The sequence below is a fragment of the Streptomyces sp. NPDC046931 genome, assembly GCF_040644655.1.
Taxonomy (GTDB): Bacteria; Actinomycetota; Actinomycetes; order Streptomycetales; family Streptomycetaceae; genus Streptomyces.
In genome coordinates this window covers 28931-55083 of the sequence record NZ_JBEYWX010000002.1, presented here as the reverse complement: position 1 = coordinate 55083, position 26153 = coordinate 28931, and the positions used below count along the sequence as shown (strand labels likewise).

The window sequence follows — 26153 nt, the reverse complement described above, 5'->3', positions numbered from 1 at the left end:
CCTGGTCGAACTCACCCACCGTGAACGAGCCGTTACGGCGCCGCCGCGTCGATCGCCTTCACGATGCGCTTGTCCGAAACCGGGTACGCCGTGCCCAGCGCGTGCGCGAAGTAGCTGACCCGCAGCTCCTCGATCATCCAGCGGATGTCCAGCACCGAGGAGGGCACGGGACGGCCCTGTGGCTGCTGCTCCAGCAGCCACGCGTACTCGTCCCGCATCTCGTGGACCTTCGCCATACGCGTGGTGTCCCGCTGGACGTTCGTCGGCATCTGCTGAAGCCGGCGGTCCGCGGCGACCAGATAGCGCATCAGGTCGGGCAGGCGCCGGATGCCCGCCTCCGTGACGAAGCCGGGCTTCACAAGGGCGTCCAGCTGACCCCGTACATCCGCCAGGTTCGGCAGCAGCGCCGGGCTCCGCACGGCCTTCAGACGGCGCTCGCAGGCCTGCCACGCGGCCAGCACCTGCTGCACCTGTCCGACCGTACGAACCGTTGCGTCGACGATCTCCGCACGCACCCTGTCGTACAGCTTCCGGTACGACTCCTCGTCCCACGCGGGCCCGCCGAAGTCCCCGATCAGCTTGTCCGCGGCCGCCGTCGCGCAGTCGTCGAACAGGGCCTGGATCGAGCCGTGCGGGTTCGCGGACAGGCCGAGCTTCTGCTGGTTCGTCAGCTTCTCGGACGCAAACTTCGCCGGGTTGACCGGGATGTTCCGCAGGATCAGCCGCCGCGTGCCCTTCCACATCGCCTGCGCCTGCTCCGCCTCCGTGTCGAACAGGCGCACGGAGACCGTGTCGCCGTCGTCGACCAGCGCCGGGAACGCCTTGACCGGCTGACCGGCGCGCCGGGTCTCGAAGACACGGGTGAGAGAGCCGATCGTCCAGTCCGTCAGACCCGTACGCTCCAGGGACTCCCCGCCCCGCCGCTCGGCCGTGGCCGCCGCGGCCTGCGAGAGGGCCTGGCGCGCCTTCGGCTTCAGCCGGAGCTTCAGCGCCTCCAGATCCTTGTCCTCGGCCAGCTTGCGGCGCCGCTCGTCGACGACCCGGAAGGTGATCTTCAAGTGGTCGGGCACCTTGGACCAGTCGAAGTCGTCGGCCTCGAACGGCACGCCCACCATGCGCTTCAGCTCGCGCGTCATCGCCGTGGTCAGCGGCTCCTGGAGGGAGGGAGTGTGCGTCTCCCCCTCGGGGGGCGCCGCCTTCTCCAGGAACGCCTTCGCATAGTTCGGCGCCGGCACGTAGTTGCGGCGGATGGGCTTCGGGAGGGAGCGGATCAGTTCGGTGACCAGTTCCTCCCGCAGGCCCGGGATCTGCCAGTCGAAGCCCTCGTCCGTGACCTGGTTGAGGACCTGCAACGGGATGTGGACGGTCACGCCGTCCGCGTCCGCGCCCGGCTCGAACTGGTATGTGACCTTGAACTTCAGCCGGCCCTGGCGCCAGGAGTCGGGATAGTCGTCCTTGGTGACCGCGCCCGCCTTCTCGTTGATGAGCATCTCGCGCTCGAAGTCGAGGAAGTCGGGCTGCTCGTGCCGCTTGTGCTTCCACCAGGAGTCGAAGTGCGCGCCGGACACCACGTCGTCGGGCACCCGCTGGTCGTAGAAGTCGAACAGCGTCTCGTCGTCCACCAGGATGTCCCGGCGCCGGGCGCGGTGCTCCAGCTCCTCGACCTCGGTGAGCAGCCGGCGGTTGTCGGCGAAGAACTTGTGGTGCGTGCGCCAGTCGCCCTCGACAAGGGCGTTGCGGATGAACAGCTCGCGACTCGCCTCCGGGTCGATGCGCCCGTAGTTCACCTTCCGCTGGGCCACGATCGGCACGCCGTACAGCGTGACCTTCTCGTACGCCATGACGGCCGCCTGGTCCTTCTCCCAGTGCGGTTCGCTGTACGTCCGCTTGAGCAGGTGGCCGGCCAGCGGCTCGACCCACTCGGGCTCGATCTTCGCGTTGACCCGCGCCCACAGGCGGGACGTCTCGACGAGCTCGGCCGACATCACGAAGCGCGGCGGCTTCTTGAACAGGGACGAACCGGGGAAGATCGCGAATTTGGCGTTGCGGGCACCGAGGTACTCGTTGCGTCCGCCGTCCCTGCGCGTGCCGGGGCCGGAGTCCTTGGACTCCTTCACGTCCTTCAGCCCGATGTGCGAGAGCAGACCGGCCAGAAGCGAGATGTGGACACGGTCCGCCGGGGCGTCCTGCTCGTTCAGGTGGATGCCCATCTGCTTGGCAACCGTGCGCAGCTGGGTGTAGATGTCCTGCCATTCGCGGATGCGCAGGAAGTTCAGGTACTCCTGCTTGCACATCCGGCGGAACGACGACGAGCCGCGCTCCTTCTGCTGCTCGCGGATGTAGCGCCAGAGGTTGAGGTAGGCGAGGAAGTCGCTCGTCTCGTCCTTGAAGCGGGCGTGCTGCTGGTCGGCCTGGGCCTGCTTGTCGGCGGGGCGCTCGCGCGGGTCCTGGATGGACAGCGCGGCGGCGATGACCATGACCTCGCGGACGCAGCCGTTCTTGTCCGCCTCCAGGACCATGCGCGCCAGGCGCGGGTCGACCGGCAGTTGGGCGAGCTTGCGGCCGGTGTCGGTGAGGCGCTTGCGCGGGTCCTTCTGGGCCGGGTCCAGTGCGCCCAGTTCCTGCAGGAGCTGGACGCCGTCGCGGATGTTGCGGTGGTCCGGCGGGTCGATGAAGGGGAACTTCTCGATGTCGCCGAGACCGGCCGCGGTCATCTGGAGGATGACGGAGGCCAGGTTGGTGCGGAGGATCTCGGCGTCGGTGAACTCGGGCCGGGTGTCGAAGTCCTCCTCGCTGTACAGCCGGATGCAGATGCCGTCCGACGTACGGCCGCAGCGGCCCTTGCGCTGGTTGGCGCTGGCCTGGGAGACCGGCTCGATGGGCAGGCGCTGGACCTTGGTGCGGTGGCTGTAGCGGGAGATGCGGGCGAAGCCGGGGTCGATGACGTACTTGATGCCCGGGACGGTGAGGGAGGTCTCGGCGACGTTCGTGGCCAGAACGATCCTGCGGCCCGTGTGCGGCTGGAAGACGCGGTGCTGCTCGGCGTGGGAGAGGCGGGCGTACAGCGGCAGGATCTCGGTGCTCTGCCAATCAGCGCCTCCGGCGCGGGGGTACTGCTTCCTGGTCAGCGCGTCCGCGGTGTCGCGGATCTCGCGCTCTCCGGAGAGGAAGACCAGGATGTCGCCCTGGCCCTCGCCCAGCAGCTCCTCCACGGCGTCCGTGATCGCGGTGATCTGGTCGCGGTCGGTGTCGTCGGAGTCCTCTTCGAGGAGGGGGCGGTAGCGCACCTCCACCGGATAGGTGCGGCCGCTGACCTCGACGATCGGCGCGTCGCCGAAGTGGCGGGAGAAGCGCTCCGGGTCGATGGTGGCCGAGGTGATGACGACCTTGAGGTCCGGGCGCCGGGGGAGGAGCTGGGCGAGGTAGCCGAGCAGGAAGTCGATGTTGAGGGATCGCTCGTGGGCCTCGTCGATGATGATCGTGTCGTAGGCGCGCAGCTCGCGGTCCGTCTGGATCTCGGCGAGCAGGATGCCGTCCGTCATGAGCTTGATGAAGGTGGCGTCCGGGTTCACCTGGTCGGTGAAGCGGACCTTCCAGCCGACGGCCTCGCCGAGTGGTGTGTCCATCTCCTCGGCCACCCGCTCGGCGACCGTCCGGGCGGCGATACGGCGGGGCTGGGTGTGGCCGATCATTCCGCGGACACCACGGCCGAGCTCGAGGCAGATCTTGGGGATCTGGGTGGTCTTGCCGGAGCCGGTCTCACCGGCCACGATCACGACCTGGTGGTCGCGTATGGCGGCGGCGATCTCGTCCTTCTTCTGGCTGACCGGCAGCTGCTCGGGGTAGGTGACGGCGGGGACGCGGGCGGCGCGCTCGGCGATCCGGTCCTCGGCCTTGGCGACCTCCGCCTCGATGTCGGTGAGCACGGCGGCCCGGGCCTCGGGCTTGCGGATCTTGCGCGCGCCTTCGAGCCTGCGCCCGAGACGGTGCGCGTCGCGCAGGGACAGCTCGGCGAGTCGGGGCGCGAGGGCGCCGAGGGCGGGGGCGGGATGCGTAGACATACGCGGTCCAGGATCTCACCTTGGCGAAATTCATGGCTAACGATTTGCGTCCGGCGATTCGCCGGGGGTGAGACCGGCCGGTGAGCAGGGGCGGAACGCGTCTCTTCCGCCCCCGGTCCGCTCTTCCGCTCAGTCGTCGCCCGGCTTGGGGGAGGCCGGAGCCGGAGACGCCGCAGGGCCCGGGGCCGGGGCCGGTACATGGGGCGCGGAAGCCGGGGCCGGAGAGACCGGCGCGCTCTGAGTGGTCTGGGCGCGGGCCGTCCGCTCCTGGGCCATGGCCTTGGCGGTGTTGGAGACGGCCTTGATCCCCAGATAGGCGGTGGTCATGCTGCTGACGGCGGTGAAGGCCGCGGTGAGGACGCCGACGATCACGGATTTGTCCCCGTCCAGGCGCCATACCCCGAAGATCGCGACTCCGGCGATCGCGAGGTTGCTCACGACCACCGCGAGCAGGCCGTAGCGCGCCCGGTCCTTCTCCAGCTCGACGTCCCCCATGGCCTTGGCCCGGTCCCCGCCCATGATCTCCCCCGCCCGCACGGCTGCGTCGACGGCCAGAAGGTAGCGCTCCAGCGGGGACATGCCAACATCCGGCACGCCCTCCGCAACGATCCGCAACGAGGAAAGCCCCGCCCCGGGGGGACGGGGCTTTCGGCCTCGACAGCGCCTCGGTCTTTCAGCCGCTCTGGGAGGTGGTCTGCCCCTTCTGCGCCGGGTGCTCGTCGGCGTACCGCACCATGCTGAGGTAGTGCACCAGGTCGATGAAGCGGGGGTCGCCGACAGCCGCGAGCAGTTCCCCGCTGGTGACGGGGGCGGAGGCCTTGGCGGCCGCGTCGGGTTCGACGGAGAGGCTGACATTGTTGTGTCCGGAGCGGAAACGGACGGTGGTGGACATGGTCCCGGGCGAGTCCGTGATCATGCGGACCGCTTCGGCCTTGATGCCGCCTGGCAGCGTGGCCTGCAGGCAGCTTCCACCCTTGTCGGCAATCGCGGCGGAGGGGCAGGGCTTCGGGCCCGGGCCGTCGCCGGAGGGCCGTACGGTGAAGATGATGGTGAACACCTTCCCGTCTGCGGTTTCGCCCTGGTAGCGCGACACGTCGAGGTCGACCGGCCGGATCAGGCCGACGGAGTCCGGCAGCAGTTTGTCGAGGAGGACAGCCGCATCTTGCTGGAACTGCGCTCGCCGCTTCCGCTCGGCGGGGGGCACGTTGGCCTTGGCTCGTTCGTCGTCGCTCGTGGGGTCGATGTGGACGGGGGTGCGGTACGGCTGCGGCTGGACCGACTCGTGTGGCGAGGGTGTGCCGCTCGTGGCGGGACGGACCGTCGTGCGGGCGTCGTGTCCGGCGGAAAGCGTCAGGGAGCCGAAGACCACGGCCCCGGCGACACAGGCGATCCCGGCGGCGGTGGTGAGACGGGCACGCGCACTGCGGCGCCGGCCCTGGGTGACCGCGGCCGGAACCAGGTCGTGCAACGACGGCAGTTCCGCCACCGCGCTGTCCATCGCATCCTTGACCAGCAGGGCGCTGCGGTGCTCGTCCTCGGTGATGTTGTCCTTCATGACGGTTCCTCAGCTCCCCGTGGCGTAGATGTGGGCCTCGCCCAGTTGGGCGCGCAGCTTTGCCAGGGAGCGTGAGCACTGGCTCTTGACGGTGGACTCGCTGCACTTCAAGAGCTCGGCGACGGACTCGACGCTCTGGTCCTCCCAGTACCGCAGCACGACGACGGCCCGCGCTCGGGGCGGAAGATCTGCCAGTGCCGACATCAGCGTCACCCGCACATCGGCGTGGTCGGGTGCGGGCCGGGGATCGGGGCGGGAGTGCGCCATCAGGTCCCGCAGCCGGCGTCGTCGCTCGGCCAGATAGGTGCGGGTGAGCACGGTCCTGGCGTAGGCCTCCATGTGATCGGCGGCGCTCGCCCGCCGCCAGTGCTGGAAAAGCTTGGCGAGCGTGGTGTGCGTCAGGTCCCGGGCCGTGTCCGGGTCCCCGCACAGCAGGTACGCGGTCCGGTACAACCGTCTCTGACTCGCCTGTGCGAAGGCCTCGAAGCTCTCGGGCGCCTGGGATCCCCGCGGCGCTTCGGAGCCTCGGCCGTTCTCCGGCATCTGCTCTCCCTTCCGGGCCCTGTCAAGGGGGCTTGTCCTGTCACCCCTCTTCAGAGCGCTGCCGCACCCTAAAGGTTGAAACCGAATTTGCATCGGTCCACGCGCGCTCCCGGCCCGCACACGGTGGGCGGTTTCCTGTCGGGGCGCTGCGGTCGTCGGAGACGTCGGCCCGCCGCCGGATCGTGCAGATCACGGAGTGAGGTCGATGGAGTTCCAATGACCCGGTCAAGCACCCCGTCGGAACGCTGGAGGCCTGGTCTGGAAGACGCCGTATGCGGATGGCGGCCGACCTGGCGACTCGCTGACCTGGGCGCTGCCGTCAGTACGCCAACGAAAAACCCCCGCCGATGATCTCGACGGGGGTGTTTTCGCTGTTCAGCGATGGTGGCTGGGGCCGGGGTCGAACCGGCGACCTTCCGCTTTTCAGGCGGACGCTCGTACCAACTGAGCTACCCAGCCATGAGGTTTCACGTGAAACCTCAGCGGTCCTGACGGGATTTGAACCCGCGGCCTCCACCTTGACAGGGTGGCGAGCACTCCAAACTGCTCCACAGGACCAAGCTATGCGTACGACAGTGTCGCACATGGTGTTGCGTGCCCCCAACGGGATTCGAACCCGTGCTACCGCCTTGAAAGGGCGGCGTCCTAGGCCGCTAGACGATGAGGGCTATCGGCCCGCCTGGGCGCTTCTCAGCGCGTCGGGGACGTGAGAAGCATATGGGATCGGGCGAGGGTTCGCCAAAACGGTTTAGGGGGCGCTCGGCGCGAGCGCCGCACCGGAGCCGTTCGAACCTGCGCCGGAACGGCTCGGACCGGTGCCGGAAGGGCGCGGAGTGGCGCCGGAGGGGCTCGTGGGCGCGGTGTCCGGGGAGACGGCGCCGGGGGGCAGGGCCGTGCCCGGCTGGTTCTCCTTGGCCAGGTGGCGGCTCACCTCCGCCGTGGTCTGGCCCAGGCCGCCGAGCTTGATCGCGTCCCACGCCTGGAGGCGGCGGGTGTTCCGGTCGAGGTAGAGGATCGAGGCCTCGACGGGCGCGGGGTACTGGTGCTCGACCGCACGCAGCCCGCTGCCGCCCGTCGAGCCCTCGATGCGCAGCCGGGTGCCGTACTTCATGATCTCCATCCCCTCGTGGTGCACATGGCCGGCCAGGACCATGGGCACCTCGCCGTCCGTCTGGCGGGCGGCCGTCGGCTCGTGGGCGATCGCGAGGTCGACGGGCGTCCCGGCGGCCTTCTGGTCGCGCAGTGCGGAGGCCAGACGAGCACCCGCCAGCTCTTCGGCGCGGTCACCGCCCCGTGCCACGGAGCGGTCCGGGGTGAACTGCGGGTCGCCGATCCCGGCGAAGCGCAGGCCCGCGACCGTGATCGCCCTGCCGTCGTCGAGGACGTGCACGTTCTTCATGTGCTCCAGGTAGCGCTGGGTGGTGCGGGAGTCGTGGTTGCCCCGGACCCAGATGTACGGGGCACCCAGATCCGTGATCGGGTCCAGGAAGCCGTTCTCCGCCGCCGTGCCGTGGTCCATGGTGTCGCCCGAGTCGACGATCACGTTGACGTCGTACTGGCGCACCAGGGACGCGATGATCTTCCAGGCGGCCGGGTTGAGGTGGATGTCGGAGACGTGCAGGACCCGGATGGTCGTCGGGTCGGGTTCGTACGCCGGAAGGGTCGAGGTGACGTCGTACAGCTTGGTCACGTTCGTCACCAGGCGGGCCAACTCCTTCTGGTAGACGTCGAACTCGGTGACGATGCTGCGCGCGTTGCCGACCAGGGAGGGAGCCGAGGAGAGCAGGCCGGAGAACTTCGGCTCCAGGACCGACTTGGGGTTCCAGGTGGCGTACGCCGTCGCGCCCGAGGCGGTGAGCAGCGCGAGCGCCAGGCCGCCGGCCGCCAGGGCCCGGCGGGGGCGGCGGTAGACGGCGAGGCCCAGCGCGGTGGCGCCGGCGACCACCGCCACACACGAGCGGGCGGCCAGGTCGAGCGTGCCGTGTTCGACGTCGTGGGTGATCTCCTGCTGGAGCCCGGAGATCCGCTCCGGGTGGTCGACGAGGGCCTGGGCGCGGACCGGGTCGAGCTGGTCCACGTTGACGTCCAGGCGCACGGGGGCGTCGTGGCTGTCCAGCCGCAGGGCGCCGAGCGGGGAAATGTTGATCTTCGTGCCGCCGATGAGCGAGGGGCGCAGGGTCATGGTGGTGTTCATGGGCCCGACCGGGACGCGCACGTTGCCCACGATCAGCAGCCCGAGCCAGGCGCCGAGGAGGACGACGGCGACCATGCCCAGCGCCCGGAGCCAGGGGTGCGGCTGCGGGGCGAGTTCGGCCGCGGGCAGGGGACGGAGCGAGCGGTAGTGCCGGGCGAGGGTGCCGGGCGCCCTTCGTATGCGGTTCCAGGCTGCGGCAGGGGTGAGCGGGACGAGGCGGACACGGGCCATTGGTGCCGTATGCCCAGATCGCCCGCCCGATATGCGGGACACTCGATGTCCCACCTGTCAGGGTCCCGACACCTCACCCAGGAGCGTGTCGTACCGGACAATGGCCCTGTGCTGGAGATGACGCGCGAGGAGTTCGAGGAGCTGGTCGCCGAGGCGCTCGACCGGATCCCGCCGGAGCTGACGCGGCTGATGGACAACGTGGCGGTGTTCGTCGAGGACGAGCCGCCCGTCGACGATCCGGAGCTGCTCGGGCTGTACGAGGGCACCCCGCTGACCGACCGCGGGGAGTGGTACGCGGGCGTGCTGCCGGACCGGATCACCATCTACCGCGGGCCGACCCTGCGGATCTGCGAGACACGGGAGGACGTGGTCGCGGAGACCGAGGTGACGGTGGTGCATGAGATCGCGCACCACTTCGGGATCGATGACGCGCGACTGCACGCGCTGGGGTACGGCTGAGGCGCGACCGCGCGCGCCGGGGTACGGGGATGGCGGCTGAGGCGCGATGGCACGCGCCGGGGTACGGGGATGGCGGCTGGGCGCGACCGCACGCGGTACGGGGATGGCGGCTGAGGCGCGACCGCACGCGCCGGGGTGCGGGGACTGCGGCTGAGGCGGGGTCGCGTGTGCCGGGGGTGCGGGGGTGGTGTCCGTGGGACACCGGCGTGAGAGCCGCGCACGGCTCTTTCCGCGCGTGTGACCGTGACTCACTCCGCGCGCGTAACTGTGACGTGTGACGCTCTCCGCGCGGAGCGCGTGTCCTCTTGCGGGCGACGGGAGTTGGGCAGGGGGACTTTTCTCACCGCCTCCGGAGGTGGCTGCCCGTGCGCGCCTGTTACGTATCCGTTCGTCTGGCCGCCACGGCGATCGCCATCGCCGCGGCCGCCGGCTGTGTGAGCGTGGGCGACGACGCCGGCAGTCCTTCGCCGTCCCACTCGGCGGGGCAGCGCGGGGTGGCCGCGCCGGACGGGGGCTCCGGGTGGGGCCGGGGCGGCGGCGGCGACCCGGGCGGTCCGGCGGCCAAGGGTGGTGCGTCGAAGTCGGGGAAGTCCGGGAAGGACGCCTCCGGCTCGCCCTCCGCATCGGCGTCCGGACACGGCCCCGGGGCCAACGGCCCCAGGCCGAGCGGCGGCCAGACGGCGGGCAACGGCGACGGTGGCGGCGGTGCGGCACCCCCCGGCCCGACCGGGGGAGAGTCCACCCCCACCCCCACCGAGCAGCCGTCGGCCACCAGCGAGCCCGATCCGCCGTCACCGACTCCGACGACCGCGGAGCCCTCCTCTTCGGCGCACGAGCAGTCCGCGCAGCTGGTGCTGCGGGAGCCGGCACCCGAGGCCGGGGAACCGGTGATGTAGCCGGGCCCGCGGTGGTCCCGACGCACCCGGACGGCTCATGTGGTGAGGGTCACCCGGGGCCCGCGGGATTCGGTTTGCACTCGGTGGGTGCGGGTGCGTATGGTGGTAGATCGTTTGATCCCATTTGCCCGGCGCCTACAAGACGCGCCGCGTGTGGCGCGTACTCTCCCTTGCCGTGGCCGGACCGCATAGAGGCGGTCGATTGCGACTTCACGGATGTTTGGGCGCGTGCCGTGAACTCCGGAAGGTTCGCATTTCGCATGTCCATTGCCAATACTGAGCACGTCGTCCTGTCCGAGGACACCGAGGACCAGGACACCGCTCCCCAGATCACCTTCGCGGATCTCGGTCTGCCCGAGGGTGTCGTCCGCAAGCTCGCGCAGAACGGCGTCACCGTCCCCTTCCCGATCCAGGCCGCGACCATCCCGGACGCCCTGGCGGGCAAGGACATCCTGGGCCGCGGACGGACGGGCTCGGGCAAGACGCTGTCCTTCGGTCTGCCGACCCTCGCCACCCTGGCCGGCGGTCACACGGAGAAGAAGAGGCCGCGGGCGGTCATCCTCACCCCGACGCGCGAGCTGGCCATGCAGGTGGCCGACGCGCTCCAGCCCTACGGTGACGTCCTCGGCCTGAAGATGAAGGTCGTCTGCGGCGGCACCTCCATGGGCAACCAGATCTACGCCCTGGAGCGCGGCGTTGACATCCTGGTCGCCACCCCGGGCCGCCTGCGCGACGTCATCAACCGCGGCGCCTGCTCCCTCGAGGACGTGCAGATCGCCGTGCTCGACGAGGCCGACCAGATGTCCGACCTGGGCTTCCTGCCCGAGGTCACCGAGCTGCTCGACCAGGTGCCGGCCGACGGCCAGCGCATGCTCTTCTCCGCGACCATGGAGAACGAGATCCACACTCTCGTCGAGCGGTACCTCACCGAGCCGGTGAGCCACGAGGTCGACGCCGCCCAGGGCGCCGTGACGACCATGTCGCATCACATCCTCATCGTGAAGCCCAAGGACAAGGCTCCGGTCACCGCCGCGATCGCCTCCCGCAAGGGCCGGACCATCATCTTCGTCCGCACCCAGCTCGGCGCCGACCGTGTCGCCGAGCAGCTGCGCGACGCCGGGGTGAAGGCGGACGCGCTGCACGGCGGCATGACCCAGGGCGCCCGCACCCGGACGCTGGCCGACTTCAAGGACGGGTACGTCAACGTGCTCGTCGCGACGGACGTCGCGGCCCGTGGCATCCACGTCGACGGCATCGACCTCGTGCTGAACGTGGACCCCGCCGGGGACCACAAGGACTACCTGCACCGCGCCGGACGTACGGCTCGTGCCGGGCGTACGGGCACGGTGGTCTCCCTCGCCCTGCCGCACCAGCGGCGCCAGATCTTCCGGCTGATGGAGGACGCGGGCGTCGACGCCTCGCGCCACCTCATCCAGGGCGGCGCCGCGTTCGACCCGGAGGTCGCCGAGATCACCGGTGCCCGCTCCATGACCGAGGTTCAGGCCGAGTCGGCCGGGAACGCCGCGCAGCAGGCGGAGCGTGAAGTCGCGCATCTCAGCAAGCAGTTGGAGCGGGCCACCCGGCGCGCGGCCGAGCTGCGCGAGGAGGCCGACCGGCTGGTCGCCCGGGCCGCCCGGGAACGGGGCGAGGACCCGGAGGCCGCGGTGGCGGCAGCGGCGGCGGAAGCGACGTCCGGCGAGTCGCCGGAGACCGCCGAGACGCCGGCTGCCGAGATCTCGGTGCCGGAGCAGCCGACCGCGCAGGACGTCGAGCGCGCGCGGCAGAGCGAGCGTGAGGAGCGCACGGCCGGTTCGGCGTCGTACGAGCGGCGTGAGCGCCGGGACGACCGGGGCGGCTCCCGCCGGGACGGCGACCGTGACCGCGACCGTGGGTTCGACCGCGACCGTGGCTTCAACCGGGACCGTGAGCGTGGTTTCGACCGTCGTGACGGCGACCGGGGCGGCCGTTCGTTCGAGCGGCGTGACGACCGCGGCGGCTTCCGCCGCGACGGCGACCGCGACCGTCGTCCCTTCGACCGCGACCGCCGTGACGACCGGGGCGGCTTCCGCCGCGACGGCGACCGTGAGCGTGGTTTCGACCGTCGTGACGGCGACCGGGGTGGCCGTTCGTTCGAGCGCCGTGACGACCGCGGAGGCTTCCGCCGGGACGGCGACCGCGACCGTCGCCCGTTCGACCGCGACCGCCGTGACGACGACCGGGGTGGCCGTTCGTTCGAGCGCCGTGACGACCGCGGAGGCTTCCGCCGCGACGGCGACCGCCGTCCGTTCGACCGGCGCGACGAGCGTGGCGGGCACCGCGGCAGCGACCGTCCGTTCAACCGGGACCGCCAGGGCGACCGCCCCGGCTTCGTCCCCCACTCGCGGCTTCGCCCGAGCGGGGGGACCGCCGGCGGTGCGCACGACCGCCCGTACGGCCGTCGCGACGACCACCGCGGCACCGGCTCCATCGGCCGCCGCGAGGACAAGCCGCGCTGGAAGCGCAACGGCTGACGCCGTCCACGGCAACCCTCCGCACCGCGCCCCCGCCCCGATCCCGGGCGGGGGCGCGGTGCTTTCGCTGAACTGCCTGTAACATCAGCCGACTTCTGAGGGTGATGTGACGGCCGGGGCCGGGGGGCATCTGGGGCGGCGCGCGTCCCCTCTCCTGCTTTCGGAGAGGAACACCGTGGTCCGGTCTGTCTTCGCGCATCGTTCCCGCACCAGACGCACGGCCGTGGCTGCGGCCGTCGTCGCCGCCGCGCTCGCGGCCGGACCCGGCCCCCTGCTTCCGTCCGCCTCGGCGGCACCGGACGCACCGCGGGAGACGGTGGTGCCGGCCACGTACCGCAGTACGTACACCTCGGCGAGCCTCTACAACGCCGATGTCGTGAACGGCCCGACCGGCGCGGGTACCCGGGGCGTCTTCCACTACCTGGAGGGTCACGGGACGCAGCTGGTGTGGACGCGTTACTCGGACGGCCGGTCCTTCGACGCGCCGGCGGCCCCGGTCGGCGTGATCACCAGAGGGACGAGCAGCGACGTGCTCTCCTACCACTACAACGACGGCCGGGTCGCGCTGTGGAACGCCCCGGACGGTACGACCACTACCCTCCGCGTCCCCGAGGGTCAGGCTCTGTACGGCGTCTACGGCAGCACGGCCGTCACCGACCAGGACATCACCGCCGCGGACGGCACCGTCACCACGGTCAGGCACCTGCTGACCGCGGGGCCCGAAGGCGCCACGCGTGACGTGGCCGTCGAGGGCATCCCGGCGGGCATGACCCTCATGGGCCCCGTGGGCGGTGATGCCACCGGGCTGGTCTTCGCCGCCAAGGTGGACGGCGCCCTGCGCATGGTCGCGGTCGACCCGGACACCGGCCGGGTGGGGAGCTGGACGCCCGCACTGCCCAACGGCTACTCCCTGACCCGGCTCTCGCCCGAGCACCTCGTCGTGTACCGCGGTTCCGACAGCGCCACGGCGCTCGTCTTCTCCCGTGCCGATCTGGCGGCCGCCCCGGCCGAGGTTCCCCTGGACCGTGATCAGAGCGTCGGCGGGCGGTCCGTCGGGCTCGCCGTGGTCGGTGACTGGATCGTCCACCGTCCCGGCAACGGCGGCCAGGTGACGGCCGTGCCCCTCGCGGGCGGCCCCCGGCTCACCCTGATGGCCTCCTCCCTCGGCGGCCTCTCGGCCGCGCCGGACGGTACCGCCGTCGTCATCGGCCGCATGGGCGACGACGACTGGGGTATTCAGCACATCCAGGCGGGCCCGGACGGCAAGCCCGCCGTGACGCTCGTCAAGCCGCTGCCCAAGCCGCCCTCCAGGATCCAGGGGCTCTCGCTCGACCAGGGGCGGCTCGTCGAGGCCGACCCGAGCTCGGCGGGGTACCGCGACTCTTACGGCCGGACCGTCGCGGTGACCGGAACGCCCGAGTTCGGCGAGCGCTCCAACTACGACGGAACCGATCTGCTGGTGGGCGGGTGCCCGGCAGCGGACGTCGGTTGCTCCCAGCTGCACGGCCTGCCCGACGGCCGCATCGCCTGGGTGAGCAGGGACTCGAGCGGCGACCGCATCCGTGTCGCCGGACCCGCGCCGTATTCCCTCTGGGACCGGGCCGTCCCGGCCGGCGGGCAGATCACGGACGCGTCCGGCCAGTACCTCATCTACACGACCGCCACCGAGCAGTCCGTCCTCAAGGTCGGCAACGACGGTTCCGCCGCGGTGACTCGCGCCCCCGGTGCCGCCGCCCTCTCGGGCGACACCCTGTGGACGGCGGCCGCGACCCCCGGCGACGTCACCGCCTACGACCTGACGACCCGGAAGACCACCGAGACCGTCACCACCGGCGCCGACTGCACGCCGGCCGAACTCCAGGCGCTCGGCCGCTGGTTGTACTGGACCTGTGAGGGGCGGGCCGGGGTCTACGACCGTATGGCGAAGAAGTCCGTGCCCGTGCCGGCCGGCGAGGCGAAGCTCGGCGACGGGTACGTCGTGACGCACGACAAGCAGGCCGGGACGCTGACGACCGTCGCCGACGGCAGCCCCGTCAGCCGCGTCATCGGCGACCTGCCCGACACCGGTGCCTCGCAGAGGGACGTGCGCTGGACGGTGGACGAGTCCGGTGGCAACGCGGCCTACGTCGACGACAAGGAGCAGGTCCACCTCGTGCCGTCCGGCGTGCCCCAGCAGCCGCTGCGGCTGCTGGGACCGGCGCAGAACGTGTCGCGGGTGATGCCGGGCGCGGTCGACACGGCCACGAACACCCTGACCACCGTGCTGCTGTCGAAGCCGGCGTCCGGATGGCGGCTGACCGTACGCAGCAAGCGCACCGGACAGGTCGTCGACACCCAGGACGCCGGGACCGTCACACGCGGCGAGTTCAGAGTCGGCTGGTCCGGCATGGATCACCGGTTCGCCTCGGACGTGCCCCTGCCGACCGGCTCGTACGACTGGACGCTGTCCGTCACCCCCGCGGACGGGGCCGGGCAGCCGCTGGAGGTGCGCGGCACGGTCAGGCTGTCGAACGGCAGCCCGCTGCGCCACGACCACGTCGGTCCGTCCGGGCTCCCGGACGGCATCGGCGACCTGCTCACCCTCGACTCCTCGGGGGCCTTCACCTTCCAGCGGGGGACGGGCAAGGGCTCCTTCTCCGGGAAGGTCTCGGGGAAGGGCTGGTCCACGAAGGCCGGGGCCGTGCCCTTCGGCGACCTGAACAAGGACGGCTGCAACGACGTCCTGGTGCGCATGTCCGACGGCTCGCTGCGCGGCTACAAGGTCCGGTGCGACGAGGCACTCACCACCTCCACGCCGTACACCGGACTCGGCACCGGCTGGAACGCGTACGACGTGCTCACCTCGCCCGGCGACCTGACGGGCGACGGGCGGCCGGACCTGCTGGGCCGGAAGGCCTCCACCGGGGACGTCTACCTCTTCGCGGCGAAGAGCGGCGGCACACTGGCGGCCGGGAAGAAGATCGCGTCCGCCTGGAAGGGCTACACCAGGGTCGTCGGTGCCGGTGACCTCAACGGCGACGGATTCGGCGACGTCCTGGCCCGGGACAAGGCCGGGACGCTGTGGCGGTACAACGGCACCGGGACCGGGGCGCTGAGGAGCCGGGTCAAGGTCTTCACGAACTGGGGCGGCTCCTACAACGCGATCGTCGGCGTCGGGGACATCACCGGCGACGGCAGGGACGACCTGGTCGAGCGGGACACGGCGGGCAACCTCTACCGGACCGCCGGGGACGGCAAGGGGTCCTTCGGGTCGCGGACGAAGATCGCTAGTGGCTGGCAGGGCTACCGGGGGCTGTTCTGAACCGTTCCCGGCCGGCCCGGCCCTGCCCACACCGACTCTTGGCAGTAGCACCCAACCTGTGATGCATGTCACGCTCTCGGTCAGGGAAACGCTGGGGGCATGACAAGCGACGCACGACCGAACGGGCCGTCCGACGAAGAGCGGCTGGCCCAGCTTGGCTACACCCAGGTTCTCGCCCGCCGGATGTCGGCGTTCTCCAACTACGCGGTCTCCTTCACGATCATCTCCGTCCTCTCCGGCTGTCTGACGCTCTACCTCTTCGGGATGAACACCGGCGGCCCCGCCGTGATCACCTGGGGATGGGTGGCCGTGGGGCTGATGACGCTGTTCGTCGGGTTGTCGATGGCCGAGATCTGTTCGGCGTACCCGACCTCCGCGGGCCTGTACTTCTGGGCCCACCGGCTGGCACCGCCGCGCTCGGCCGCGGCATGGGCCTGGTTCACGGGCTGGTTCAACGTGCTGGGCCAGGTGGCGGTGACGGCGGGCATCGACTTCGGTGCCGCGTCCTTCCTCGGCGCGTACCTCAATCTCCAGTTCGACTTCGAGGTCACACCCGGCCGCACGGTCCTGCTCTTCGCGGCGATCCTGCTCCTGCACGGCCTGCTGAACACCTTCGGCGTCCGCATCGTCGCCCTGCTCAACAGCGTCAGCGTGTGGTGGCATGTGCTGGGGGTCGCGGTGATCGTCGGTGCGCTGGCGCTCGTACCGGACCACCACCAGTCGGCGTCCTTCGTGTTCACGAGATTCGTGAACAACACGGGCTGGAGCAGCGGGATCTACGTCGTGCTGCTGGGCCTGCTGATGGCCCAGTACACCTTCACCGGGTACGACGCATCCGCCCATATGACCGAGGAGACGCACAACGCCTCCACGGCCGGCCCCAAGGGCATCGTCCGCTCCATCTGGACGTCCTGGATAGCGGGCTTCGTCCTCCTCCTGGGCTTCACCTTCGCCATCCAGTCCTACGACAAGGAGCTGACGTCCCCGACCGGCGCGCCGCCCGCCCAGATCTTGCTGGACGCCCTCGGCGCGACCACCGGCAAGCTGCTGCTGCTCGTGGTGATCGGTGCGCAACTGTTCTGCGGGATGGCGTCCGTGACCGCCAACAGCCGCATGATCTACGCCTTCTCCCGTGACGGCGCGCTGCCCTTCTCCCGGGTGTGGCACACGGTCAGCCCGCGCACACGCACCCCGGTGGCGGCGGTGTGGCTGGCGGCGCTCGGCGCGCTGGCCCTGGGCCTGCCGTATCTGATCAATGCCACGGCGTACGCGGCGGTCACCTCCATCGCGGTGATCGGCCTCTACATCGCCTATGTCATCCCGACCCTGCTGCGGGTGCGCAGGGGGGAGACCTTCGAGCGGGGGCCCTGGCACCTGGGCCGCTGGTCGCAGGCGATCGGGGTGGTGTCCGTGGCATGGGTCGGGGTGATCACGGTTCTCTTCATGCTCCCGCAGGTCTCCCCGGTCACATGGGAGACCTTCAACTACGCCCCGGTCGCCGTCCTCGTCGTCCTCGGCTTCGCGGCCGCCTGGTGGCTGGCCTCGGCCCGCCACTGGTTCCTCGACCCCCGCCACGAACGCACCCTCGCCCGCGAGGCCGCCCGCGCCGGCTCCCCCGAACCGGCAGATCCGTAACCCTTCCGGCACCCGCACGGCGCACTTCCGGCCCGGCTCCCCGATACCCGATCTACGACACGGCCTGGTCCGGCTATGCTCGGGGAGGCAACCTTGCCCGGGCCCTTAGCTCAATTGGCAGAGCAGTGGACTTTTAATCCATTGGTTGTGGGTTCGAGTCCCACAGGGCCTACCGTGTCTGACCTGCGTCTTTGCAGCAGACGGGCCTCCTCTCAACCGAGAGGAGGCCCCTTTTTTACCCTTTTGGGAACGCCTCTGGGAACGGAGGTTCTCCCAGAGCTGCGGCTACGCCGCCTCCAGCCTCTTGCCGCCTTTGCCCTTCTTGGAGCCGCCGCTCGGCTTCTTCGAGGTGCTCTTGGTCGGCTTGTTAGCACGCGGCACGATCGACACCGAGGCTTCCGCCGCCATGCGGTCCAGTTCCGGCAGGACGCTCGTGTGGGTGTCCATCGGCAGGTGGAAAGAGGAGTGGCCCAGCCTCTCCTGGACGATTCGCGTCCACGCCGGCGAGCGCCAGCTTGGCCGCTCCGTGCCGCATGTCGTGCAGCCGGATCTGCGGCAGGTCGACGCCGCTCAAACCGGTCGGAGAAGTACTGAGGGTGGTAGCCCTCGCCGTTCTCCCGGGTGAACACCCGCCCGCTCTCCACCCAGGTCCCCTGGGCAGACCACTCGGCCCGCTCGGCGTCCTGCTTCTTCCGCCACTCCCGCGGGAATCTGGTGGTCTCAGAATCGAGGGTGAGGACGCGGACGCTGTCGGTGGTCGAGGTCCACCTCGTCCCAGGGCAGGAAGCACGCCTCACCGTGCCGTAGCCCCCGGAAGGTGAGCAGGTGCCACAGGGGGTGCAGCCGGCAGTGCTCGGCCCCGCCGATAGGCGACGCAACGCCCCCATTAGCTGAATGATCTGTGATTCATCGCGCCTTCGTCACGACAATCCAGTGCCACGAACGCGTTTCATGCCGAGTGTCGAACTCAGCGAGGGTCGTCCAGCCTCGCCGCCACCGACCCCCTCCGTGGTACTTAGCCCGGCAGGAGCATGTGCAGAGCGGTCCCCGCGCGTTCTTGCAGCTCGAGGTACAAGCCTCGTAGGGGTTGAACTCGCGGCCGACCATGATCCGATCATTCCTGGCCATCAGCTCACCAGCCAGCCGCAGGAAGTGCTGGCTGGGCACGGTCCAGCATCCTCGCTTCTCCTGCCAGAGGGGACGGGTACTGGTTGGCATGTAGTCCCCGATCCTCTGTTCCTGGTGCCAGCTGGTGTGTTGGGGAAGCCAGACGCCGAGCGGCCCTTCGGCCGGGAGCGCGAGCGCAGCCAGATGGTTGTCACGCCATGCCGGGAGCCACTCCGGGGGCTCGAGGAAGCCCTGTGGGGGGAGAGTAAACCGCTCGGCACGCTTGGGTCGGGGCCCGCCTTTGCCGAGTTCGGTGGTCACTTCGCTGGCTGGCTTGCCAGATGCGTAGCACTGGAACGGGCTGAAGTGGGCCCGGCGGTGGGAATCCACGTTGCCAGCCGCGTCGACGTGAACGATCTGCCCACAGTTACGGCATATGGCTTCAACACCCACTCGGCTTCGCCCCCCTTGTTTGACGGTGGTTACCACTGATCTACCTGGAGCTTCGCCGTGTTGTCACCCCGACCCCAGCCGCTCCGCGCGTTCGTCCGGTAGCAATGGCCGCCTGCCGGCGGTATCACCGAGACACCTCGGAGACGTATGCACCAGGGGGCGCGGTATCGCTGTCCTGGTGTCGCGCGTCCGCCTGGTCGCCCACGTTGGACTCAGCGATGGCGGCCGACAGGGTCTCGACGGGGAGGTCCTGGACCTGCGCATGGAGCGGGCCGCGGTGCTCTTCCTCGGCGCCGACTACCGCCGGGCGGCCCTGCCCGAGGTCGACGCGCTAGTGGGCGCCTTCTCCCGCACTGCCGGGCCCACCAGCGAAAAGGCACGTTCCTGCCGCGCCCAGGCCGCGCCGAACTGCGCCAGGTAACTGTCGCGCTGCACGAGTTCGAAGCCGTCCTCCGCCAGGTACGGACCGTGGACAGCGACGCAAGCGACGAGGCCATCGGACTGTGTCGCGCCATCCGATTCCTGGAACTGTCCGAGGGACGACTCGTCGAGGCCCGCCGGATGCTCGAACCACTCCACGACGAGATGTGCGTGGTCTACGGTCCCGAGGACGAGGACACCGCGGAGATCGCCGAGGCCCTGGCGCGTATCCGCCTCACCCAGGACAGCACCCACCGGGAAGCACCGGAGACTTGACGGCCATCAGCGGCCTGAACTTCGGCACGTGGATGTGATCGTCCTTGCAGCCGCATCCGACCTGCGTGCGTGTATTTTGCTCTGCGCTCCTGTGCTGCACAAGGATCAACTTGGAGGAGTTGAGTGAGCGACACCCCGACGGACGCCACTGTGGACGACCTGCCGAGATTTCATGATTTCTTCGCCCCCGCTCTAGCCGTCCTGGCGGCCGGGAAGACGATGCAGACGCGCGACATCATCGCCGAGGTCTCCGACCAGCTCGGGCTGACCTCCGAGCAGCGCAATCAGGTCATACCCAGCGGACAGCGGCGCCTCGACAATCGCGTGACGTGGGCGCTGAGCTACCTGTTCCACGCCGAGGCCGTGCGGAAGCCCCGCCGTGGTCTGTTCGAAATCACCGAACGGGGACTCAAATTGGCCCAGGTGCATCCGGATGGGTTCGGCCTCGATGTACTGCGGCAGTTCGAAGAGTTCCGTGCTTTCCAAGCACGATCCAAAGGATCCGCAGGGGCGCAGGCAGACGGCCCCACCGGCGGCGGCGACACCAGTGATCAAACACCTTTCGAGCAGATCAGCGCAGCAGTCGAACAGCTTGATGCCGACGTCGCCACCGAACTGGTGCAGCGTCTTCACGCCGCCCCGCCTGAGTTCCTGGAGAAGGCGGTCCTGCGCTTGCTAGTCGCCATGGGCTATGGCGGCAGCGACGAGGCAGCCGTCCATCTGGGCGGTCCCGGGGATGGCGGGTTCGACGGAGTCATCAATCAGGACCCCCTTGGTATCGGCCGCATCTACATTCAGGCCAAGCGGTATAAGGCGGACAACCCCATCGGCAGGCCGGACGTGCAGGCGTTCCTGGGCGCGCTACACCACGCTGGCGCCGCTGGCGGCGTCTTCATCACCACCAGTCGGTTCACGCCTGACGCCGTCGCCTTCGCCCGGTCCATCACCCCACGCGTCATCCTCATCGATGGCCCACGTCTCGGACGGCTCATGGTCACCCACGGAATCGGGGTACAGGAGCGGCAGACCTTTCGAGTAGTGGAGACTGACGAAGACTTCTTCGAGACCGCATGATCGGGCCCGCTTGACCCGAGGCTCACTCGATCGCTTGCCCAGCCAATACCTGCCGGCCGGGGATAGACGGGTCCTCTGCCTGCTCGTCGGGGTCTGCCAGGATCACGCGTAGGCGTGCGGCATACGGCGGCAACTCGTTCACGCGCGTTCGATTCAAGTACCACTGGCCCCTGCGCGTGCCGCCGGAAAGTCCGCGGGGACCTCGACCTCGTCGACTGGTGGCTTCAGCAGGCAGGGCCGACAGCCATCTGGACCTTCTTCAATCGCGCGGCCGGGACCGCGTCGACGTCGTAGCCGGGGTTATCGCTCGCCCACGCGGCTTCGGTGCATTCGCCGGCCTCGGTCGGTGACGTGCGCTGCAGCCACTGGAAGGTCGTCGAGCAGTCCACCTGGCTGTAGTTGCCCAGGGCCTGCGCGTTGGCTGGCACCCCAACCGATTTCGTCCAGACGAGGACGTCTCGGGTGGGCGGGCAGCTCTTCGCCGAGCCTGACGGCTTGGCCCTTCCCGCGCGAGGTCCGCTAGGGGTGGCCTTCGCCGTAGAGCCGTGGTTCTTAACGGTCGGCCGGGAGGAGGTGTGCGCAGGTATCGCTTTGGCGTCTCCGGTGCTGCCGCCCCCGCAAGCGGCGGTCAGCAGGATGGCGGCGATGGGCAGAATGATGCGACGCACGAAGCCCCCCGACAGTGCAGCAGTTTCGTGCAGCCACAGTGGCAGCTGAGTACGGAGCACGGGCTGTTATTGCCGGACCGTGACGATGCGCCTGGTCGGCCGCGAGCTATTGACCCCAAGCCGCTGGCAAACCCCTCGATCAGGTAGAGCGTATCGACGAGTGCCAGGCGGACTTCTGGCCCCACGCTCACCCGACTGTTCCAGCTCTCGGGCATGGACGCGCGATGGGTCCGCCGCCCGGGAACCTGAAATCCGGGCAGGTCGTAATGGAGATCCACCGCGCGGAGCAGCTGCGGTGTGTCCTTCTGCCCGGCTGGTTCACGATAACCGCGGCCGGGTTCGTGGGCCGCAGGTATCAGACACCTGCTCGCCGCACGGCAGGCCGGTCAGCCGTGGCCGCACTACCGCAACGAGTACGAGAGCTGGGTCTAACCGACCCAGTTCGAGCGGCACGTCGAGCAGACGGAGAGCATGCTCAGAACGGCCAACTGAAGTGCACCCGTCCTCCCGCGGGAGATCGCCGTCCTCGAAGCCAAAGGCTGCGGCCCCTATCGCGATGCCTTCGGCCCGTGCACCGGCCGCTGCCTCTTCGGAGACGTGGCCACGAGGTCGGCGAGGGCGACTGCCCATCGGTCGACGTGGCATCCCTCACCGTTTGACTGGGCGCGTTGGCCGCACGAGTACTGCTGTGAACCCTTTGCTGCCTATCCTGACAACCACTCGCTATCGTCTCCTTGACGATAACTGAGGTGTCGTGTCAATCTGGCGCAGCATCAAGCCGCCGATGAACCGACTTTTTCAGCCTGCGAGTTGCGGCTGCGCCACCCCGACTTCTTACGCCTGGGATCGCTGCCCGCCCGCCACTGCTCGGCTCACAAACGTGCGCCGCCGCACCACATGGAGGCTCCATGGGCCACGCCCGTAAACCCCAGCCCTGCTTGGACTCCCTGGGCGCCGACCGGGCCGCCGGCGTACTGCTCGGGGCAGCCGTGGGCGACGCGTTGGGCGTGCCCTACGAGTTCGCGGCAAGGCTGCGCGAGGACCAGCAGCCGCAGATGATCGGCGGTGGCCTGGGTCCGTACGAGCCCGGCGAGTACTCCGACGACACCCAGATGCAGTTGTGCATCGCCGACGTCGCGGCCACCGGGGCGGACCTGCGCACCCCCGAGGCCCTCGACCAGATCGCCGCCAACTTCCAGCAATGGCTGAGCGGCGGCGCCACCGACGTCGGCTCGCAGACCCGCACCGTCCTGGACGCCGCCCGCCGGGCTGGTGGAGCGCCGGGCGCGGCGCTGTTGGAGGCCGCACGAGGCTTCACCGCCGGCAACGATCGCGCCGCCGGGAACGGCTCGCTGATGCGCACCGGGATCGTCGCTCTCGCTCACCTGGGCGACGCCGCGGAGATGGCCCAGGCCGCCACCGCCGTCAGCGCGCTCACCCACCCCGATCCCGACTGCGCCGACGCCTGCGTGCTGTGGTGCTCCGGTATCCGTACCGCGGTTCTCAAGGGCACGTTCGACGGCGTCCGCGCCGGCCTGGACCTGCTCCCCGCGGAGCGCCGGGGCGTGTGGGCGCGGCGCTTGGACGAGGCGGAGGCCCACCCGCCGCACCACTTCGGCAACAACGGCTGGGTGGTCCACGCCCTCCAGGCCGCCTGGTCGGCGGTCACCCGCACCGCCGTCCCCGAATTGCTGCCCGCCAAGGGCAGCTTCCCCACCCAGCACTTTCATCTCGCCCTGGAGGCGGCGGTGCGCGCCGGGACGGACACCGACACCGTCGCGGCGATCGCCGGCGCCCTGCTCGGCGCACGCTGGGGCTGCTCCGGCATCCCGCTCCAGTGGCAGCAGGCCGTCCACGGCTGGCCTGGCCACAGACAGGCCGACCTGGTCCGACTGGCAGTGCTCACCGCCCGCGGCGGGAGCAACGACGACGCAGGCTGGCCCTCGGCGCAGCGCATGCCGATCCCGCCGCAGTCCAGCCGGGCCTTCGCGATACACCACCCGCACGACCCTGGGGTGGTACTGGGCAACCTGGCCCTGACACAGCGTGCCGAGCCGGTCCCCGTCGATGCCGTGGTCTCTCTGTGCCGGGTCGGGACGGACCCGGTCCTCCCCGGCAGCGACATCGAGCATGTCCGCGTCTGGCTAGTGGACAGCCAGGGACACAACGCCAACCTCCACTACGTCCTGGACCAAGCAGCCCGCCAGGTACTGCGGCTCCGCCACGCCGGCAAGCGGGTCCTACTGCACTGCGCGGCCGGGCAGAGCCGCACCCCGGCCGTCGCAGCCCTCTACAGCCACCTGGCCACCGGAACCGACGCCGAGACCGCGCTGAACGACCTGCGCCGGGTGTTGACCGGCGGCTGGCATCTCGACAAGCACCCAGAGATGCAGGACGCGGTGCACGCGTTGGCCACCCCGGCGGCCAGCAGTGGCACCTCTCCGGTGAGCCGGCCGCGAGAGGTCGAGGAAGTACGGCAGGAGCGCGACGCGGAGCCGGAACGGCAGGTTGAGTTCTTGAAGGAGAAGTGGGCGGCCTCGCGGGTGCGCGGGCTGCTGCTCGGTCTGGCGGTGGGGGACACGCTGGGCGCGGCCCAGGGCAAGCTGCCGGCCGAGGGCTCGTTGCGGGCCGGGGTCAGCACCCAGTTGGCCTGCTTCACCGCCGAGGGCACGATCCGCGCTTGCGTGCGCGGTGACCACAGGGGCCTGTGCCATCCCCCGTCGGTGGTGTGGCACGCCTACTGCCGGTGGGCCGCCCTGCAGGGCATAGAGGTGGAGCGGATGCGGAGCCGCTGGGTCACGGTTGGTGACGAGGAGTGGCCCGACGGCTGGCTCGCCCAGGTGCCCGTGCTGGCACACCGGCGGGGTTCGGCGCCGGCGACCGTGGCCGCCTTGTCCAAGATCGAGCAGGGCACCGTGGAGAAGTCGACTACGACGAGCCGCGGCTGCCATGCGCTCACCCGTACCCTCCCCGTCGCCGTGGCCGTTGCGGGGCACGACCCGGAGTACTGGGTACGGCAGGCTCGCGAGATCGCCGCCCTCACTCACGGCGACCCGGCCGCCCAGTCCGCCGCGGCCCACGCGACCGTGCTGCTCAGCTACTGCCTGACCAGCACTCCCGAGGTGCAGGAGTCCCTGTTCGTCGCGCAGTCGCAGGTGCGCCAAGCCCTGATGGACGCCATCCACGCGCTTCCTGATATCGACCCCGACCTGTCCAGCAGGGAACGCGTACAGCTCATCAAGGCACTTGAGCAGGCCGACAAGCATCCTGCCGCCCCGAAACGCCTCGCCTACCTCGCCCCGGACGCCACCGCGCCCTCGGCGCTGTTCGGTGGCCTGTATGTCGCTGCCTCCTTTCCAGAGCGGGACCAGGTGGACGCCGCACTGCGCTTCGCCGCCGGAGCGCCCGACGGCGACTCGGTGGCCTGCGTGACCGGGGCGCTGCTCGGAGCGGCCCACGGCGCGGAGGCGCTGCCCGTCGATCTGGTGAGCCGGCATGAACTGTCCTGGGTGCTCGACACCCTGGCCCGCGACCTCGTCGCCCAGATCGTCGACCGCCCCAGCGGCGGCGGGTACGGAGGAGGCTGGGACCCGCACTGGTTCGGCCGCTACCCCGGCTAGTGATCCGCCGAGCGCCCTGAGGGCTTCCCAGGCGCCGACCTTGACCAGCTCCTCGCCTACTGCACCTCGCTGCACCCGCCCGCCGGCCACCTCATCTACGTCGAGGGAAACGTCCCGCACGCCGCGCACCACATCTGCAACGCAGGTATCCACATCAAGGAGCCAGAGTGATCGTCCTTCCGCACGATCTAGATCTGCCGGACCGCGACACGGTGCTCGGTCAGGCGTTCCCCTTCGACCGAGCCCGCTGGATATCCGTGCTGCCAGACGCCACGTGGTGGCCGGCCGAACTTGACTCATGCCCACTCGTAGGCAATTGGCCGCGGGTGGATCGCCGCACCGTGTTCAGCATCGCTCACAAGGCGGACACTGTGGAAAGGCGTCGGCATCTGCTCGTCGCGGCGCTGGTTTGGGGCACGGGCACCAAGGCCCGGTCAGTAGGCAGACGCGCGCAAATCTTTCGCCCCTGTCCAGGTACTGACATCGACGCGCGACTCGACGCGGCACTCGCGGCGCTCCGAGAGCGACGAGCTACAGAAGCGTACTGGGCCTTGAACAATGACCAGCACATCCCCTACCTGGGGGCGGCGTTCTTCACCAAGGTCCTGTACTTCGCCGGGCACGAGAGCCTCACCGGGCCCTATCGGCCGGTCATCCTGGACAGCGTCGTCTCGCAAGCCCTCAAAGACCTGAAAACGGTCGACGCCGACTGGCCGGAGAACGGCTGGACCACGGACCAGTACAGGCAGTACCTGGAGGGAGTACACGACCTTGCGCAGAGACGAGGCGTTCTGCCGGACCAGGTCGAGGCGGCGCTGTTCTTTCACGGCAAGCAACTGCCCTGATTGCCAGGCGCCGTACGCGGCATCGGCATGCTCTCTGTGTATCAGCAGCGACGAGCGCACGCTCCCAACGGGACTGAAGCGACGTTGTAGAGCCGACGGCCCTGGCGCTCGGCTCCGCCAACGGCGACGTGCTCGGCGGCATGGAACGGGCCGCGGTCCGCACCAGTCAGACGACGGTCAGTCCCTGCCCCTGCTGGACCCTCGCCAGCCCGGCGGCCACGCGGAGGAGCATCCCGCGTGGCTGCACCCCCCGTAACTTCGAAGACCCGCTAATGACCTGTTCCCTGAGGTTGGGCCACAGTGGC

Annotated in this window: 17 protein-coding genes and 4 tRNA genes; 11 read left to right on the top strand and 10 right to left on the bottom strand. The window is 70.0% G+C overall.

What is annotated here, in order from left to right; all coding sequences use genetic code 11:
• Nucleotides 1-32: 32 nt before the first annotated feature.
• The 8 genes from hrpA to ABZ876_RS04235 form a co-directional block, all read right to left on the bottom strand.
• Nucleotides 33-4061 (bottom strand): ATP-dependent RNA helicase HrpA, encoded by a 4029-nt coding sequence (hrpA, locus tag ABZ876_RS04270; RefSeq protein WP_361774056.1) that lies wholly within the window; start codon nt 4059-4061, stop codon nt 33-35.
• A gap of 129 nt (nt 4062-4190) precedes the next feature.
• Complete coding sequence (locus ABZ876_RS04265) at nt 4191-4640, bottom strand: hypothetical protein (protein WP_361774053.1); 450 nt, start codon at nt 4638-4640, stop codon at nt 4191-4193.
• 94 nt (nt 4641-4734) lie between these two features.
• The gene (locus ABZ876_RS04260) at nt 4735-5616 is read right to left on the bottom strand and encodes a hypothetical protein (RefSeq protein WP_361774051.1); all 882 of its coding nucleotides are present in this window, start codon (nt 5614-5616) and stop codon (nt 4735-4737) included.
• Nucleotides 5617-5625: 9 nt separating this feature from the next.
• Nucleotides 5626-6159 (bottom strand): SigE family RNA polymerase sigma factor, encoded by a 534-nt coding sequence (locus ABZ876_RS04255; RefSeq protein ID WP_361774048.1) that lies wholly within the window; start codon nt 6157-6159, stop codon nt 5626-5628.
• Nucleotides 6160-6541: 382 nt separating this feature from the next.
• Nucleotides 6542-6618, bottom strand: a tRNA-Phe gene (locus ABZ876_RS04250).
• A 24-nt stretch (nt 6619-6642) separates the two neighbouring features.
• A tRNA-Asp gene (locus ABZ876_RS04245) sits at nt 6643-6717 on the bottom strand.
• Nucleotides 6718-6754: 37 nt separating this feature from the next.
• Nucleotides 6755-6827, bottom strand: a tRNA-Glu gene (locus tag ABZ876_RS04240).
• 80 nt (nt 6828-6907) lie between these two features.
• Nucleotides 6908-8584 (bottom strand): metallophosphoesterase, encoded by a 1677-nt coding sequence (locus ABZ876_RS04235; protein WP_361774045.1) that lies wholly within the window; start codon nt 8582-8584, stop codon nt 6908-6910.
• Between the two features lie 108 nt (nt 8585-8692).
• Here ABZ876_RS04235 and ABZ876_RS04230 point away from each other — a divergent pair, with 108 nt between their 5' ends.
• The 6 genes from ABZ876_RS04230 to ABZ876_RS04205 all read left to right on the top strand — a co-directional run bounded on the left by ABZ876_RS04230 (nt 8693) and on the right by ABZ876_RS04205 (nt 17557).
• Nucleotides 8693-9043: a metallopeptidase family protein gene (locus ABZ876_RS04230; protein ID WP_361774042.1), complete on the top strand. Its 351-nt coding sequence runs from the start codon at nt 8693-8695 to the stop codon at nt 9041-9043.
• A 365-nt stretch (nt 9044-9408) separates the two neighbouring features.
• Complete coding sequence (locus ABZ876_RS04225) at nt 9409-9939, top strand: hypothetical protein (protein WP_361774039.1); 531 nt, start codon at nt 9409-9411, stop codon at nt 9937-9939.
• Between the two features lie 260 nt (nt 9940-10199).
• Nucleotides 10200-12449, top strand: coding sequence for a DEAD/DEAH box helicase (locus tag ABZ876_RS04220; RefSeq protein WP_361774036.1), 2250 nt, complete (start codon nt 10200-10202; stop codon nt 12447-12449).
• 175 nt (nt 12450-12624) lie between these two features.
• Nucleotides 12625-15750: an FG-GAP-like repeat-containing protein gene (locus ABZ876_RS04215; protein ID WP_361774033.1), complete on the top strand. Its 3126-nt coding sequence runs from the start codon at nt 12625-12627 to the stop codon at nt 15748-15750.
• A gap of 99 nt (nt 15751-15849) precedes the next feature.
• Nucleotides 15850-17385 (top strand): amino acid permease, encoded by a 1536-nt coding sequence (locus ABZ876_RS04210; RefSeq protein ID WP_361774030.1) that lies wholly within the window; start codon nt 15850-15852, stop codon nt 17383-17385.
• Nucleotides 17386-17484: 99 nt separating this feature from the next.
• A tRNA-Lys gene (locus ABZ876_RS04205) sits at nt 17485-17557 on the top strand.
• A 113-nt stretch (nt 17558-17670) separates the two neighbouring features.
• Here the strand turns inward: ABZ876_RS04205 and ABZ876_RS04200 are convergent.
• Nucleotides 17671-17832, bottom strand: a complete 162-nt coding sequence (locus tag ABZ876_RS04200) for a hypothetical protein (RefSeq protein ID WP_361774027.1) — start codon at nt 17830-17832, stop codon at nt 17671-17673.
• Between the two features lie 1291 nt (nt 17833-19123).
• Here ABZ876_RS04200 and ABZ876_RS04195 point away from each other — a divergent pair.
• From ABZ876_RS04195 to ABZ876_RS04185, 3 genes are all read left to right on the top strand, one after another.
• Nucleotides 19124-19366, top strand: a complete 243-nt coding sequence (locus ABZ876_RS04195; RefSeq protein WP_361774024.1) for a hypothetical protein — start codon at nt 19124-19126, stop codon at nt 19364-19366.
• Nucleotides 19367-19413: 47 nt separating this feature from the next.
• On the top strand, nt 19414-19641 hold the full coding sequence (locus ABZ876_RS04190; RefSeq protein ID WP_361774021.1) for a hypothetical protein: 228 nt from the start codon (nt 19414-19416) through the stop codon (nt 19639-19641).
• Nucleotides 19642-19764: 123 nt separating this feature from the next.
• Nucleotides 19765-20715 carry a restriction endonuclease gene (locus ABZ876_RS04185; protein WP_361774018.1) on the top strand — a complete coding sequence of 317 codons (951 nt, stop codon included), beginning with the start codon at nt 19765-19767 and terminating at the stop codon, nt 20713-20715.
• A gap of 224 nt (nt 20716-20939) precedes the next feature.
• Here ABZ876_RS04185 and ABZ876_RS04180 read toward each other — a convergent pair whose 3' ends face one another.
• On the bottom strand, nt 20940-21143 hold the full coding sequence (locus tag ABZ876_RS04180; RefSeq protein ID WP_361774015.1) for a hypothetical protein: 204 nt from the start codon (nt 21141-21143) through the stop codon (nt 20940-20942).
• Nucleotides 21144-22291: 1148 nt separating this feature from the next.
• Between ABZ876_RS04180 and ABZ876_RS04175 the strand changes: the two genes are divergently transcribed.
• Both ABZ876_RS04175 and ABZ876_RS04170 read left to right on the top strand, forming a co-directional pair.
• Nucleotides 22292-25003, top strand: coding sequence for an ADP-ribosylglycohydrolase family protein (locus ABZ876_RS04175; protein ID WP_361774012.1), 2712 nt, complete (start codon nt 22292-22294; stop codon nt 25001-25003).
• Nucleotides 25004-25170: 167 nt separating this feature from the next.
• Nucleotides 25171-25848 (top strand): hypothetical protein, encoded by a 678-nt coding sequence (locus ABZ876_RS04170; RefSeq protein ID WP_361774009.1) that lies wholly within the window; start codon nt 25171-25173, stop codon nt 25846-25848.
• Nucleotides 25849-26153 lie beyond the last annotated feature (305 nt).

Coding starts and splice junctions, on each gene's coding strand:
- hrpA (WP_361774056.1), bottom strand. CDS start 4,061: ATGTCTACGCATCCCGCCCCCGCCCTCGGCGCCCTCGCGCCCCGACTC.
- ABZ876_RS04265 (WP_361774053.1), bottom strand. CDS start 4,640: ATGTCCCCGCTGGAGCGCTACCTTCTGGCCGTCGACGCAGCCGTGCGG.
- ABZ876_RS04260 (WP_361774051.1), bottom strand. CDS start 5,616: ATGAAGGACAACATCACCGAGGACGAGCACCGCAGCGCCCTGCTGGTC.
- ABZ876_RS04255 (WP_361774048.1), bottom strand. CDS start 6,159: ATGCCGGAGAACGGCCGAGGCTCCGAAGCGCCGCGGGGATCCCAGGCG.
- ABZ876_RS04235 (WP_361774045.1), bottom strand. CDS start 8,584: ATGGCCCGTGTCCGCCTCGTCCCGCTCACCCCTGCCGCAGCCTGGAAC.
- ABZ876_RS04220 (WP_361774036.1), top strand. CDS start 10,200: ATGTCCATTGCCAATACTGAGCACGTCGTCCTGTCCGAGGACACCGAG.
- ABZ876_RS04210 (WP_361774030.1), top strand. CDS start 15,850: ATGACAAGCGACGCACGACCGAACGGGCCGTCCGACGAAGAGCGGCTG.
- ABZ876_RS04200 (WP_361774027.1), bottom strand. CDS start 17,832: ATGGACACCCACACGAGCGTCCTGCCGGAACTGGACCGCATGGCGGCG.
- ABZ876_RS04175 (WP_361774012.1), top strand. CDS start 22,292: ATGGGCCACGCCCGTAAACCCCAGCCCTGCTTGGACTCCCTGGGCGCC.